At 60.0% G+C, this 13833-nt stretch carries 14 protein-coding genes, 1 tRNA gene and 1 pseudogene; 9 read left to right on the top strand and 7 right to left on the bottom strand.

All coding sequences use genetic code 11. The features are described from left to right. Window positions 1–5: 5 nt before the first annotated feature. Both ACMU_RS07095 and ACMU_RS19865 read right to left on the bottom strand, forming a co-directional pair. Window positions 6–1007 carry a CpaF family protein gene (locus ACMU_RS07095; RefSeq protein WP_161635633.1) on the bottom strand — a complete coding sequence of 334 codons (1002 nt, stop codon included), beginning with the start codon at window positions 1005–1007 and terminating at the stop codon, window positions 6–8. Between the two features lie 35 nt (window positions 1008–1042). Further along, on the bottom strand, window positions 1043–1174 hold the full coding sequence (locus tag ACMU_RS19865) for a hypothetical protein (protein ID WP_268870858.1): 132 nt from the start codon (window positions 1172–1174) through the stop codon (window positions 1043–1045). Window positions 1175–1473: 299 nt separating this feature from the next. Here ACMU_RS19865 and ACMU_RS19010 point away from each other — a divergent pair. Beyond that, window positions 1474–1865, top strand: a pseudogene (locus ACMU_RS19010) (transposase); the annotation flags it as partial. An 85-nt stretch (window positions 1866–1950) separates the two neighbouring features. Here ACMU_RS19010 and ACMU_RS07090 read toward each other — a convergent pair. The 3 genes from ACMU_RS07090 to ACMU_RS07080 are packed head-to-tail and all read right to left on the bottom strand — an operon-like array spanning window position 1951 to window position 3654. Further along, the gene (locus ACMU_RS07090) at window positions 1951–2184 is read right to left on the bottom strand and encodes a hypothetical protein (protein ID WP_035257873.1); all 234 of its coding nucleotides are present in this window, start codon (window positions 2182–2184) and stop codon (window positions 1951–1953) included. Window positions 2185–2201: 17 nt separating this feature from the next. Further along, window positions 2202–2963, bottom strand: a complete 762-nt coding sequence (locus ACMU_RS07085) for a DUF2182 domain-containing protein (RefSeq protein WP_051588119.1) — start codon at window positions 2961–2963, stop codon at window positions 2202–2204. Continuing rightward, window positions 2950–3654: a DUF899 domain-containing protein gene (locus ACMU_RS07080; protein ID WP_035257872.1), complete on the bottom strand. Its 705-nt coding sequence runs from the start codon at window positions 3652–3654 to the stop codon at window positions 2950–2952. The genes ACMU_RS07085 and ACMU_RS07080 overlap by 14 nt, the downstream gene beginning before the upstream one ends. Before the next feature lie 148 nt (window positions 3655–3802). On the opposite strand from ACMU_RS07080, the gene ACMU_RS07075 reads away from it, so the two are divergent. The 7 genes from ACMU_RS07075 to ACMU_RS07040 all read left to right on the top strand — a co-directional run bounded on the left by ACMU_RS07075 (window position 3803) and on the right by ACMU_RS07040 (window position 10724). Beyond that, window positions 3803–4150 carry a winged helix-turn-helix transcriptional regulator gene (locus ACMU_RS07075; RefSeq protein ID WP_328286654.1) on the top strand — a complete coding sequence of 116 codons (348 nt, stop codon included), beginning with the start codon at window positions 3803–3805 and terminating at the stop codon, window positions 4148–4150. 713 nt (window positions 4151–4863) lie between these two features. Next, complete coding sequence (locus ACMU_RS07065; RefSeq protein WP_051588117.1) at window positions 4864–5571, top strand: GntR family transcriptional regulator; 708 nt, start codon at window positions 4864–4866, stop codon at window positions 5569–5571. 57 nt (window positions 5572–5628) lie between these two features. Next, window positions 5629–6663, top strand: a complete 1035-nt coding sequence (locus tag ACMU_RS07060; RefSeq protein WP_236626218.1) for a Gfo/Idh/MocA family protein — start codon at window positions 5629–5631, stop codon at window positions 6661–6663. Next, window positions 6660–7691, top strand: a complete 1032-nt coding sequence (locus ACMU_RS07055; RefSeq protein ID WP_035257863.1) for a Gfo/Idh/MocA family protein — start codon at window positions 6660–6662, stop codon at window positions 7689–7691. Before ACMU_RS07060 ends, ACMU_RS07055 begins: the two co-directional genes overlap by 4 nt. Continuing rightward, the gene (locus ACMU_RS07050; RefSeq protein ID WP_035257861.1) at window positions 7688–8674 is read left to right on the top strand and encodes a Bug family tripartite tricarboxylate transporter substrate binding protein; all 987 of its coding nucleotides are present in this window, start codon (window positions 7688–7690) and stop codon (window positions 8672–8674) included. Before ACMU_RS07055 ends, ACMU_RS07050 begins: the two co-directional genes overlap by 4 nt. Before the next feature lie 49 nt (window positions 8675–8723). Beyond that, window positions 8724–9227: a tripartite tricarboxylate transporter TctB family protein gene (locus tag ACMU_RS07045; protein ID WP_081805432.1), complete on the top strand. Its 504-nt coding sequence runs from the start codon at window positions 8724–8726 to the stop codon at window positions 9225–9227. A gap of 6 nt (window positions 9228–9233) precedes the next feature. Then, entirely contained in the window at window positions 9234–10724 is a 1491-nt protein-coding gene (locus tag ACMU_RS07040) for a tripartite tricarboxylate transporter permease (protein WP_035257856.1), read from the top strand. An 810-nt stretch (window positions 10725–11534) separates the two neighbouring features. On the opposite strand, the gene ACMU_RS07035 is transcribed toward ACMU_RS07040, so the two are convergent. After that, window positions 11535–11609, bottom strand: a tRNA-Asn gene (locus ACMU_RS07035). Window positions 11610–11802: 193 nt separating this feature from the next. Between ACMU_RS07035 and ACMU_RS07030 the strand changes: the two genes are divergently transcribed. After that, window positions 11803–12900 (top strand): alkene reductase, encoded by a 1098-nt coding sequence (locus ACMU_RS07030; protein ID WP_035257853.1) that lies wholly within the window; start codon window positions 11803–11805, stop codon window positions 12898–12900. Here ACMU_RS07030 and ACMU_RS07025 read toward each other — a convergent pair whose 3' ends face one another. Then, window positions 12901–13791: an MBL fold metallo-hydrolase gene (locus ACMU_RS07025; protein ID WP_035257850.1), complete on the bottom strand. Its 891-nt coding sequence runs from the start codon at window positions 13789–13791 to the stop codon at window positions 12901–12903. Between the last annotated feature and the right edge of the window lie 42 nt (window positions 13792–13833).

Below are 13833 nucleotides of genomic sequence, written 5' to 3'. Positions count from 1 at the left end.
TCGCACTATCGTAAGTCTTCCAATGCGCCTTCACCCTTTCGCCGGAAAACGTTTCGCATCGGATACCCGCTTTCCGGGATGCCTTGGCTCAGGTCCATTTCGCCGATTGCGGTAATCAATCTGCGCTTGCCGTGACGCTCAACCTGCACCACAACATTGATGGCTTCGGTGATCTGTCGCCGAACTGCCGTCATCGGGATTTCGACGTCCGACATCAGGCACAGCGTCTCAAGCCGGGTCATTGCGCGGTCTGTGTCATCGGCGTGAACTGTGGTCAGCGACCCGCCATGGCCCGAGTTCATGGCCTGCATCATGTCCAGCGCCTCGCCACCACGGCATTCCCCCACGATAATGCGATCCGGACGCATGCGCAAAGTTGCACGAAACAGGTCGCGAATAGACACACCACCGCGACCAAGGTGGTCCGGCATCTGCGCTTCCAACGAGACCACGTGATCGTTCTGCAGGTCCAGTTCGGCCACGTCTTCGATCGTGATAATCCGCTCGTCGTCTTTGCATAGGCCGGCAAGCAGGCGCAAAAGAGTGGTTTTACCCGTGCCGGTGCCACCGGAAATCACGATGTTTGCCGGCGCGTGGTCGCCCTTGCCGGTCACCTTGTCGGTTAGGTAGGTCAGGGCCGCGGCGCTCAGCGATCCGTTTTCGACAAGATCACTCAATTCCAACCCGGCCTGTCGGAACCTTCGGATCGTAATTGACAAGCCTTCGCGGCTGGCCGGGTCCTGAACGATGTGAACCCGTGATCCGTCGGGAAGGCGGGCCTCCTGCGACAAATCGTTTGCAGAAAGACGTTTGCCGGAAAACTGAAGAATTGCACGCGCCAGCGACCGAAGGCTTTCCGGAGACCGAAACCGGTCCTCGCCGGTGAGTGGCGGCACCATGGTGCCCCCTCGTTCGACGATGATCTGGTTGGGGCCATTGATCATGATCTCGCTGACTTCGGAATGCTCCAAGTCCTGCCGAATTGGCCCCGAAAGGGCTTTGATCATCGATTCAAAGGCTGTCTTTCTTAGGTCCTGATCCATTATCCAAAAGGCATCGCAAAAAGCAGCAAGTCCATGTGGTTGAGCGCGATAATCGCTTTCGCGAGGGCTAGAAAAAGCGTTCCAAAGCCAACAACGTATACGCCGGCAACGCAAAGGTATTCGATACTCATCCCAGCCCCCTTTTTCGGGTTATACGATCACCGGTCCGGGCGGTTTAAGTCAAGCCCGATGTTAAAACGGGTCCCGGATAACAAAGGGTATTCCAAGTGATGGCCACAGACTATTCCCGGCCTTATTGGCCAAACAACCCGCGAGGTTTCGTGGCACATACCGGGTACGGATATTGCAAGAAAGATGTATGCAATGACCTGCCCCCGAAACTTCGCTGGTTTTGATAGAGAGTTTGCTCACCTTTTGAAGGAGCAAACAAATGCGATAGAGCCGTTTTACCGAGGCACGGATCATCGGGATGAACAAGGAACATGAAGCCGGGATGCTGACGTCCGGAGGGTGACGGAAGCATGGCCTCAGCCAGGGCACATTCGACAATTTCAAGCCCAAGTACGGCGGCAGGGAAGTTTCCGACGCGTCTTAATTGTAAACCCTGGAAGACGAGAATGCTCAGCTCAAGCGGCCGTTGGCGGACACCATGCGGGACAAAGTCGTCCTGAAGGACCTACTGGGAAAGAGCTGACGACATCAAGCGAACGGCGGAATGCGGCGCTCAGGGCAATGCGGGATCACGACATCTCGCATCGCCGGGCCTGCAAGTTCGTTGGTGTCGATCCCGGAACTGTCAGGCGCGACCGTCCGCCTCATAATCTGAAGATCTGCAAGGATATGAAAAGGATTGCGAACAAGGTCTGCGAAAGTCGCGGCGTGAGTCTGCAATAACGGCCCGCGGGCCCAGAGAAAGGATGATGCCGGAAAACAGGTTCTACACGCCCTATTTGCCCTGGACCGTTCCCAGACCTTCAATGGTGAATTCGGCATGGGTGAACATCGCCGCGCATTGTTCGATCTGGCCAGCGTCCAGACGAAAAGCGTATTCCGTCAGAAGTGCGTTGATCTGAGCAAAGGCGTTTTGCCCGGTATGCCCCACGGCGTTTGCAGCCCGAAAGGTGAGACCAATCGCCAGCGAAGCCGGGAACACCAGCAGGAGTTGCCGTTTGGACAGCATGCAAATTTTCCTTTAATTTATATGGTTGAGGCAAGCAGCCATCCTGCGGCTGCAAGGAGAGAGGCACCTGCGACCGTGCTGAACCAGCCCGGCGAAGGCAATGATTTTTCGACGGTGACCACTATCGTGAGACCGACAATCCAGTAGATGTTCATCACGCCGCCAACAAACAGCAGTCCCATCATCGGCGTGGTGGCAATCAGACAAGTCCGGCCATAGCTCAGGCCAGCAAAAAAAGAGGGCGTAGCTCCCTTCATATTCCGGCAAGATTCGAGGCTCTGTCGTTTGGTGGGCAGGAACTGATAGGCACCAGCACAAACCAGAAGTGCGGCGGACAAGATGAGATTGGTGCTCCACAACTTCATAGGGTCCAAAAGCCCAACAGACACCAACCCGTATTGCACACCCGTCGCTGCAATAGAGAAACCGAGCCACGCCACTGAATAGCCCGCGATGTGAGAGGCCAGGCGCCAAACGGGCAAGCGGCCAGCCTGCGTGTCAGGCGGCAAATGGGTCCAGATGCCCGGAAGCATCATCGCCAACATCATCCCCCACCACATGCCCAGAACCCGCATTGGCCCTGGCCCCGCCACAGGCATGTCCATCATTGGCGCGTCGCCGGTCCGATGCCCGACGATCCCGGGATACGACATCTTGGAAATGCTCATGCCCATACCTGCACCGGCCAGCAGAAAGGCCCAGCAGAGTAGGACCAGCACAACGAGCAACCCAACCGCCCTATTTGTGCGGAGCGGATTGTGGTCTTCAGTAGTCGTCATGGTGCTTCACCCACGCCATCGGGTTGCCCTCGGTCGGTTCGTTGCGACCCGCCGGTGTCATGTCGATGTAGCTGTATGCCGCGTTTGTGATGTCTAGCCCGCGGCCATAAGTAGAGTAGGTGTGGAAAACAGTGCCAGCATCATCGCGAGCAAAGACGCTGGTGCCATGCGCCTCGTCCATCGGGTAAATCGCGTTGTCCTTGAAATTGTACCGCACCGGTTCTTCTGCGCGGTGATCCGAGCCGAAGCTGACGTCGAAATCGGCGTTGAAGCTGTTCTTGAACGACGAGACCCAGTTGAATTGCCATCCCATACGGCTCTTGAACGGCAACAGCTGCGCCAAGGGCGCGCGGGATATAGCGACAAACGCAATGTCGCGCCCGTTCAGATGTGGTTCGAGACCATTGAAGCTGTCGGCCCAGAACGAGCAACTCTTGCAGCCCTCCTGCCACTCGGGCCCGAACATGAAGTGGTAGACGATCAACTGGCTTTTGTCCCCGAACAGGTCCAGCAGCGTCGCCTCCCCTTTTTCTGTGTCAAAGGCGTACTCTTTATCTAGAGGAACCCATGGCAGGGCCCTGCGCGCTGCCGAAAGGTCATCCTTTTGTCGGGTGTGCGCCTTTTCCTTCTCCAACAGGGCCAGCCGCGCTTCGAGCCAATCTTCGCGTGTTCCGATGTTTGCTTGGGTCATGTCATGTCCTGAGTTCGTCGACACAATGTCGAGCGTTTCACCAATTGATTTGCAAATTAGCGATCGGCACTCTGATTGGACAAGTAGGCAGTATAATTGTATATAGTATTAAAAATAATACTGAATACGACGCAAGGGTCTGAATTTAGTGAGCAAAATCGACGATATCACGCATCAAGAAAGACTGGTGCAAGCCGCCGGTTGCCCCATGCCGAACATTGCCAAACTGATCGGTGGCAAATGGAAACTGATCATTTTGCAGATATTGATTTTTCAGGGGATGAAGCGCTTCAACGCGCTTCGGCGGCTGTGTGGCGACATTACGCAGACGATGCTGACGAACCAGTTGCGCGCGTTGGAAAAGGACGGGTTGGTGAAACGAAAGGTCTACGCGGAAGTGCCTCCCAGAGTGGAGTATTCCGCCACGCAAAAGGCCTTGGATCTGACCGATATGTTCATGTGCATGCACGACTGGTATGTAAAGCACGACAAATAACCAGCAGGCGCAGGTCCCACCAAACCTGCTGCGATCGCCCTTTTTTCGCATGGTGCCTTCTATTGCGCGAAGATGTTCCGCAGCAGGTGAAAGGATCGTTTCGGACGTACCTCATAGAGCGTTTTCGAACCCGCGCCGAGGCGATACAGGTTCGCTCTTGATCACACAGGCATCGACAAGCACGGCAAACATCTGGTGCCGGTCACCGTCAGGCGCGGGCCATTCTGCGTTGTGGTCGGAATCGACGAACAGGGCTTTTGGGGATTGTACATGACCATAGAAGGCGCCCCGCGCCACGCTCGCATATTGGTCATTGGGCGGCAAAACTCTGCCTCGCGATGTTTCTGGTGACATAGAGCAAATGCGCGGTACGAACATGGCCGGTCATCAATTCTTTGAATGACCTCTCTCGCTTCATTGGCTGCGCCGCAGCAGCGAGCGCGCCGCACGAGCGAAGCGAAGCCGGGAAATGCGCCGGGTTGGTTCCATTGAGTGGTCGGGTCTCTGGGCGTGGCGCAGATGCCTACCCCGGGGGCGGGCCCTATAATGGTCAATTCCACGCCGCAATCTGCTCGTTGCCCGCCAGCCGCCGGGTCAGAAAGTCCCATGTTCACAGGGCCTTACACGTTTCGATCCATGAGTTGGGCAGGGGTACTTGTGTATTTGTGTTCTTGTATGCAAGTATTCCAGCGAATCTGAAACAGGCGGCAGGCATGCAGAACTCAAAGACACGAACGGGTGAAACCGTGGTGGGACCACAGACAGATTTCAGTGCGCTTGGCACCATTGACCGATCGAGGCCGCTGGGGCCGCAAGTTTATGAAATCGTGCGTCTGGGCATCATCCAGGACCGCCTGCGCCCCAACGATCCGATCAACGAAACCGAGCTTAGCGCGCAATTGGGTGTCAGCCGCACACCCGTCCGCGAGGCCTATCAGCAACTGATCGAAGATGGGTTGATCGAATCGCGCAGCAAGGCCGGCACGCTGGTTGCGCCGCTGGACGAAGCGCGGGCGCGCGAGGGGACGGTGATCCGCCGGGCGCTGGAGCGCGAGGTGGTGGCCATCCTTGCGGCTGACCCGCCCGATCTGCGGCCGCTGGACTCGATCATCGCGCTGCAAAGCGTTGCCGTCAGCCATGACGACCATCTGGAGTTTTTTACACAGGACGAGCGGTTCCACGCCGCCCTTGCCGATCTGGCCGGCCTGCCGACAGCGTGGCGGTTGGTGCATTCGGTAAAGGGGCACACCGACCGGGTTCGGTTCATGCTGTCGCGAGACCGGCACAAGCGCAACAACGTTGCCTTCAACGCGCATCTGGCGCTGTTGGATGCCATCCGTGACGGCGACGTCGAGCTGGCCAAAGCGCTGATCACAAAGCACGTGAACGCCGCCCTAGTGGCCGTTCCGGCACCGCAATGACCCGGTGCGCGGCACCGGTAACCCATCGTTCGATCCATCGGTAGCAGGAGGCCGATTGTGTGCAATACACCCATAAAGCTGGCTGTGATCGGGTTGGGGATGGCCTCGAAACCGCATCTGGCTGCGTTGAAACTGCTGGCCGATCAGATCGAGGTGGTGGGCCTTTACAGCCGGTCCGAAAGCCGCCGCGCGGCTATGGCCGCCGAAACCGGGTGGCCAGCCTTCGACAGCTTGCAGGCCGTGGCCAACAGCGACGCCCAGGTGGTGATTGTGATCACCCCGCCCAACGCGCGGGCTGAACTTGTGCAAACACTTGGCGCGGCGGGCAAGGCGATCTTGATGGAAAAACCGGTGGAGCGTGACCTGGCGCGCGCCAAGGCGCTGGTGGAAACCTGCGAGGGTTTTGGGGTTCCGCTGGGGATCGTGTTGCAGCACCGCTATCGCGCCGGCGCCGAAGCATTGGCCGATCTGATGGCCTCGGGGCGGGCGGGCAAGGTGCTGATGGCGCGCGTTAGTCTGCCGTGGTGGCGCGATCAGGGGTATTATGACACGCCGGGTCGCGGCACGCTGGACATGGATGGCGGCGGTGTTCTGATCACCCAGGCGATCCACGTGCTGGACCTGATGCTCAGCCTTGCCGGGCCGGTCGCTGAAGTTATGGCCCTGACCGGGAAAACGCCGCTGCATCAAATGGAGACCGAGGATTTCGCCGCCGCCGGGCTGCGGTTTGAGAACGGCGCGGTGGGCTCGGTCGTGGCAACAACCGCGGCCTATCCGGGTGGGGCGGAAACGCTGGAACTGGAATGCACGCATGTTGCGCTGAAGCTGGAGGCCGGTGCGCTGACGCTGCATTGGCGCAACGGGCAGACCGAAACCGTGGGCGAGGTGACGGGGACCGGGGGCGGGGGCGATCCGATGGACTTTCCGTGTGACTGGCACCGCGACCTGATTACGGATTTCGCCGCACGGGTGCAGGCTGGGCAGGCGCCGCGGGTGTCGGGCCGGGACGCGCTGCGGGTGCACCGGTTGATCGACGCGATCGAACGGTCGGCCCGCACCAGGGCAATCGCGCAGGTGGAGGCCGAGGCATGAGTTTGCGTTTTGCCGCCCTGGGCCTGGATCACCGCCATATTTTCGGCATGGCGCAGGGTATGATAGATGCCGGCTGTGACTTCGCCGGGTATTGGACACTTGGGCGGCCGCACCCTTATGCGGGGTTCAAGAAACGCTTTCCTGACGTGCCTGAAAAGACGCTGGACGCCATTTTGCACGACCCCGATATCCCGTTGGTTCTGATCGCGACAGCGCCTGCGGACCGGGCCGATCTGGCGTTGATGGCGATGTCGGCGGGCAAGGATGTGATGCTGGACAAGCCGGGCTGCCTGACCGTGGCCGAGCTGGACCGGATCGAGGCCAAGATCGCGCAGACCGGGCGCATTTGGTCGGTGGACTTTTCCGAACGGTTCGAAGTGCCATCCACCACCCTGGCCAAGCAATTGCTGGATGAGGGGCGGATCGGCAAGCTGATCCATATTCTAAGCCAGTGCCCGCACCGGCTGAACGCCCATATGCGACCCGACTGGTTTTGGACCCCGCCCGAATATGGCGGCATCCTGGGCGATATCGGCACGCATCAGATCGACCAGTTCCTGCATTTCAGCCAGTCCGACTCCGCGCAGATCACCTTTGCCACGGTCGATAACCTGGCGACCCCCGATCACCCCGATTTCCAGGATTTCGGCGAGATGAACCTGATGGCTGGCGATGTGCGCGGCTATGTCCGGCTGGACTGGTTCACCCCTGATGCCGCCCCGAACTGGGGCGACGGGCGCCTGACGCTGGTGGGCACCGAAGGGTATATCGAGCTGCGCAAATACATGGATGTGGCCGGCCAGCCCGGCACGGATCACGTGTTTCTGGTCAATGGCGACACCTGCACGCGGTTCGACGCGCGCGAGGCCGGCACGCCCTATTTCGCGAATTTACGCGACGACGTTTTGAACCGAACCGAAAAAGCCTGCCCACAACGTCACACGCTGACGGTCACGAGGCTGGCATTCGAGGCGCAGGCAATGGCCGACACGAAGCGGACGCAAACAGGACTTGGGAGGAAACAATGAAACTAACCGGAATTCTGCTCGGCGCCATTGCCGCGGCAACCGTGGCCACGTCGGCGCTTGCCGATTGGCCCGAGAAACCCATTCAGCTGATCGTGCCTTGGGGTGCCGGCGGCGCCACCGATCAGGTGACCCGCGTGGTCGCGGCCGAAATGGCCGATGCGCTGGGCCAGAAGATCGTGGTGATCAACCAGACCGGCGCCTCGGGCTCGATCGGGTCCAAAGCGGCCTGGGACGCGCCGCATGACGGCTATACCTGGACGGCCGGTGCCGCAAAGGACCTGGGCACCTATGCGGTGACCGGCAAGATGGACACGTCGATCAAGGACTGGGACCTGTACCTGAATTCGGCGCTGGCCAGCATCATCTCGGTGCCTGCAAGCTCGGATATCAATGACCTGGACGGGTTTCTTACGGCGCTGAAGGCAGGGGGGCTGAAGGTTGCCACCTCGGGCGTGAACTCAGCCGGGCACTCGGCCATCGAAAGCCTGTCGCGCGCGGTGAGCGGCGACTATATCCACGCCGGCTATGATGGCGGGGCGGCGGCGGTTCTGTCGACCGTGTCAGGCGAAACCGATGTGACCACGCAGCTGATCTCCGAGCAGGTCGACATGCTGCGCGCCGGCAAGCTGAAACCCATCGCGATCTTGTCGGATGCCGACGTTGACGTCCCGGGCGTGGGCGTGGTTCCATCGGTGTCCTCGGCGCTGCCAGACCTTGCCCTGGCCCCGATCTATTTCGGTGTCTTCGTGCCGGGTGACGTGCCGGACGATGTGGCGGCCAAGATCGAGGCCGCCTGGGCCGGCTTGCAAAACTCGCAGGCGCTGAAGGATTATACCAAACAGCGCGGCTCGATCCTGACGGTGCATGCCGGCGACGAGGCGCAAGACAAGGTCTGGCCGTCGATTCAGCTGAACGCCTGGCTGCTGCACGATAGCGGCGCCTCGACCGCCAGCCCCGACACGCTGGGTATTCCGCGGCCGTAATACCATCGGGCCGTCCCGGCAGGGGCGGCCCCCGGAACCGGAGGTGAGGATGACAAACGGTGCATTGGACAGGATTTCGGGCCTGGTCTTTGTGGGGCTGGGCTGCCTCGTCGTCTGGGGGTCGTGGCTCATGCCCCGGTTCGAGGATCAGGGCGCGCCGGTCTATCAGGCCCCCGGCCTGACGCCAGGGCTTTTGGGTGTGGCGCTGGCGGTATCCGGCGCCATTCTGGCCCTGCGCCGCGGGCGCGACGGGGCCCAGACAACCACGTTCTGGCAAAACGTGTTCGGCGCCCCGCAAAGCCGCCGGCGCGCCGGTGCTGCGGTGGTTCTGACCGTGATTTACGGCGCGGTTTTGTTCGGCAACACACCCTACCTTGTAGCAACGTTCCTGTTTGTCACCGCCTTTGTTTTGGTGTTCGAGATTGGGCTAAACTCCCAGAACCGCACCAAGGGGGTGGTCCGGTCGGTGATTGTCGCCATTGTGCTGGGCGTGGTGACCAGTTTGGGCACAAGGTTCCTGTTCGAGACCTTGTTCTTGATACAGCTGTCCTGACCGCCCGTGCCCGAGCTTTCCGCCATCCTCGCCGGGTTCTCTGATGCGCTTGCCCTGAACCTGTTATTCGTCACGGTCTGGTCCACGCTGCTTGGCATCGTGATCGGTATGTTGCCGGGGCTGACGGTGACCATGGGGCTGGCGCTGCTGACGCCGCTAACCTTCCACATGGACAGCGCCACGGCGATCACCGCGCTGTTGGGGCTGTATGTCGGGGCGATCTATGGCGGCAGCCGCACCGCCATCATCCTGAACATGCCCGGCACACCGGCCAGCGCGGCCACGGCGCTGGATGGCTATCCGCTGGCGCGCCAAGCCCGCGCGCGTGAGGCGCTGGCGCTGGCCACGGTCGGGTCGTTCTTTGGCACGCTTGTCGGTGTTGTCCTGCTGCTGTTCACCGCGCCTATTTTGGCCGATTACGCGCTGAACTTCGGCTCGTTCGAGTTCTTCTGGTTGGCGTTTTTCGGGGTTGTCATCTCGGGCCACCTGACCGCGCTGGACGATCCGCTGAAAGGCTGGATCGCCGGGTTCCTTGGGCTGACCTTTGCGATGATCGGGCAGGAACAGGTCTTTGCCTATTCCCGGTTTTCGTTCGGTATCCATGACCTGACCGGCGGGATCAGCCTGATCCCGGCGATGGTCGGCGCGTTCGGGTTGGTCGAGATCCTGTCGGGCATCTCGTCAACCAAAGCGCCGGAAATGTCGCAAAACACCGGCCGGTTGCTGCCCAAGGTGCGCGATGTGGTGAACAATGCGGGCACGATGGCGCGCTCGGGCATCGCGGGCACCGTCATGGGGCTGATCCCCGGCGTGGGCGAGGACATCGGCGCCTGGGTGTCCTATGCCATCGCCAAGCGCCTGAGCCGCGCGAAAGAGCTGTTTGGGCGCGGCTCAACCGAGGGGCTGATCGCCGCCGAAACCGGCAATTCGGCGGCTGTACCCGGCGCGATCATCCCAGTGCTGACGCTGGCCATCCCCGGCTCGGCCCCGTCGGCGGTGTTGTTGGCGGCGCTGGTGATCCACGGCATTCAGCCCGGCCCTATGATCATGATCGTCAGCGCCGAACTGGTGTACGGCGTGGTTGCCGCCATCGTGCTGGCCGCCGCCACGATGACCGTGGCCGGGCTGGCGCTGACCACACCGCTGCTGGCGGTGCTGCGGGTGCCGCGCGAACGGTTGCTGCCGGTGATCTTCGTGCTGTGCACGGTGGGGGCCTTCGCCATCGCGGCGCGCCCCTTTGATGTGTGGACGATGCTGGCCTTTGGTATCCTTGGCTTTGTGCTTCGCCAGATGAACTATCCCATGGCGCCGCTGGTGTTGGGGTTGGTCCTGGGGGACCTGCTGGACAAAAGCTTGCGGCGCGGGCTGATCCTGTCGGAAGGGTCGGTCGAACCGTTCCTGACCCGCCCCATCAGCGCCGTTCTGGCCGCCGCAACGGTGCTGAGCATTGTCTTGCTGCTGCGGCCACGGCGTCGCAAACCCGACCCCCGAGCCTAGTCGAATTGCTCAGACGTTGGAACAATCGCTAGCGGACACCAACTACGTTTCGAAAAGGCGCGCCCTGGATTTCGTGACAAATTGAAACGGAACCTATGGCGTTGGCGTCGCCCGAAGAGCGCGTCCTAGACGTGCTGGCAGGCGAAGGGGCTGGCCGATATAGACTTAGACGCGTGGCCTGCCTCTGCGTGCCCCTGTGGGTACTACCCGCCGATCTTCGACCGACCGTCGCGGACCTGTGCAAGCACCCGTGACGGCAAGAAAATGCGAAGAAGCGGAATAGCTTGCGGCCTGTTCCCCGATGCTTGTGCGCGTCATGGAGCGCGCCGGGGCCGCGTCTCATTGAGGCGCTGCTCTTTTAAGCTATTACCTGTCAAAAGGTCATGCTTAACTCAAAAAAACAGAAGTAAGGATTGATACGAAACGGCGAACTTCGAGCCTACCTAAAAGCGGTAGTAGAAAAAGCTTGGCCTCTTGTTAATTGGCTAACACACCATCGGAATGCTGGGCAAAGTTCCGCGCTTGTGGCGGCGGACTCAGTAGCAGCGATAATCAACTACTACGTCCAAATGCTTGGTCGCGAAAGAATTGACCGTGTTCAACAATGCCCAAACTGTGCTTCCCGCGACATACGTACTTGGTACGACAGGGCTATTGAACCCGACGGGGCTTACTTTGAACAATGTGCGCAGTGTGGCTCGGACAGCCATCCATAGATACATTCCAACCCCACAAGCCCATTGAAAGCAAGTAGTAGAATGTTAATAGATCTTAGTCCGCGCCAGATTCATCAACGAATACAGAGAGATTTGGCTCCGGCGGTAGGGATCGAACCTACGACCAATTGATTAACAGTCAACTGCTCTACCGCTGAGCTACGCCGGAACTTGACGGGCGATATAGCAACAGCGTTTGGCGGCGTCCAGTGGGAGGCAGCGATTTTTTCGCTTTTTTTGTATCGCCCCACTGTCATACCAAAAAATTACTTAAATGTCCAGTGATGAATATTATTGAGCGGCACCCCAACTCTGCGTCAGACGGGTGCATTTTCGCATGCGTCTGATCAAGAGGATAAGATATGACTGACATCTTTTCGCCGATCCGCGTGGGTCGGTATGACTTGAAGAACCGTGTTTTCATGGCTCCGCTGACGCGTGGCCGTACCGGAGCCGAGGGGGTTCCCGGAGAGATCAACGCACGTTACTACGCGCAGCGCGCGACAGCCGGGTTGATCATCGCTGAAGCCACCGCCATCAATCAGGCAGGCAAAGGGTGGCCAGGAGCGCCGGGTATCTTCTCGGACGAACAGGTTGCCGGATGGAAACAGGTGGCCGATGCGGTTCACGAACAGGGTGGCCGGATTTTCGTGCAAATCTGGCACATGGGGCGCGCCGCGCTGCCGGTTTACACCGGACAGGACGCACCGGTTTCGGCTTCGCCGATTGCAGCAGAGGGCGCTATTCCGGGCCCTGATGGCGTTCCGGTAGAGTTCCCAACACCGCGACCACTGACCAAGGATGAGATCTCCGAGATCGTTCAGGACTTTGCGCAAGCCGCCAAGAACGCGGTTGAGGCAGGTCTGGACGGGGTCGAAATTCACGCGGCAAACAACTTCCTGCTGGACAGCTTCCTGCGTGATGGCACGAATGAACGAACCGACGAATACGGCGGCTCTCCTGAAAATCGCGCGCGGTTCCTGATCGAAGTGGTCGAGGCCGTGTCGAACGCCATTGGTGCGGACCGTACGGGTGTGCGTTTCTCGCCCACTGCCAGCCCTTTTGGCATTCGCGACAGTCGCCCGGCAGAAACCTTCGCTGTAGCCGCCGAAAAGCTGAACGCCTTTGAACTGGCTTACCTGCACATCCTCGAAGTGCCGAAGAACATTGAACACATGATGTCTTCGGATCAGGATCCCGTGGTTGCCGATATCCGCAAGGCCTATAACGGAACGCTGATCCTGAATGGCCAGTATGACAAGGATCGCGCCAACGCTTCGCTTGCAGCCGGCGCGGGCGACGCGGTGTCTTTCGGGTATGCCTATGTGGCCAACCCCGATTTGGTAGCGCGGATGCAAGGTGATCATCCGTTGGCCACGGCCAATGACGACCTGCTGTATACCCCGGATGCCGAAGGGTATTCCGATTATCCGGCGCTGACGCTGGAACCGGCCGAGTAATCAGCCTCCCTCGGTCAGCGCGAACACCGCGCTGGCCGAAACCGGGCCTTGGCTGACGACCCGGCCACCCTCAACCAGAGCCAAAAGATGTGCGATCACGTTGCGTTGAGCAGCAGGCAGCAAGTAGGCGTCGACATCTGTGTAAATGCGACGCGTCAGGGTGGCTGCATCGGCGGGGCCGTCTTGCAAAGCGTCCAGTATCTGGGCCTCGCGCCCTTTGCGATGGTCAAACAGGTTTCGAACCCGCGCCTCTGGATCGATGACGGGGTTGCCGTGTCCGGGGTAAAACACCCTGTCACGCCGCCCCATCAGTTTCTGCAACGACGCCATGAAGTCGTTCAGATTGCCGTCGGGAGGCGAAACCATCGATGTGGCCCAATCCATCACATGATCACCTGAAAACACCACGTTGCCCCACGCGAAACACAGGTGATTGCCCAGGTGCCCCGGTGTCCAGAGGGCCTGCACGCGCCAGTCTTCGCCCTCGATCCAACCGCCATCAGGCACAATCTCGTCCGGTGCGAAAGTATGGTCCAAACCTTCACCGCCCCCAATGTCGGCCAGAACCGGCTTGCTGCCAGCTTGCGTGTCGCCAAATGCATAGACAGGCGCGCCGGTTGCCTGGGCCAGGTTGGTGACACCGGCAGAATGGTCGACATGGCTGTGGGTGACCAGGATATGGCTGACCACTTCGCCTGGTTGCAGCGCATCCAGCAAGGCCTGCAGATGCGCGGGGTCGTTGGGGCCTGGGTCGATGATCGCCACACGCCCTTCGCCCAGGATATAGCTGTTGGTGCCGTGATACGTCATCGGCGAGCCATTTGGCGCCAGGACCTGGCGGATACCGGGTTCAGGCGTTGTGGCCTTCAAAGGGCGCTGTGTAGAAGACATTGAGGGCTTTCCACCTGTTCTTGGCACTACTAGGGTCTAGCC

This window comes from Actibacterium mucosum KCTC 23349 (genome assembly GCF_000647975.1).
Lineage (GTDB): Bacteria > Pseudomonadota > Alphaproteobacteria > Rhodobacterales > Rhodobacteraceae > Actibacterium > Actibacterium mucosum.
This window is presented reverse-complemented; position numbering and strand designations above follow the sequence as displayed.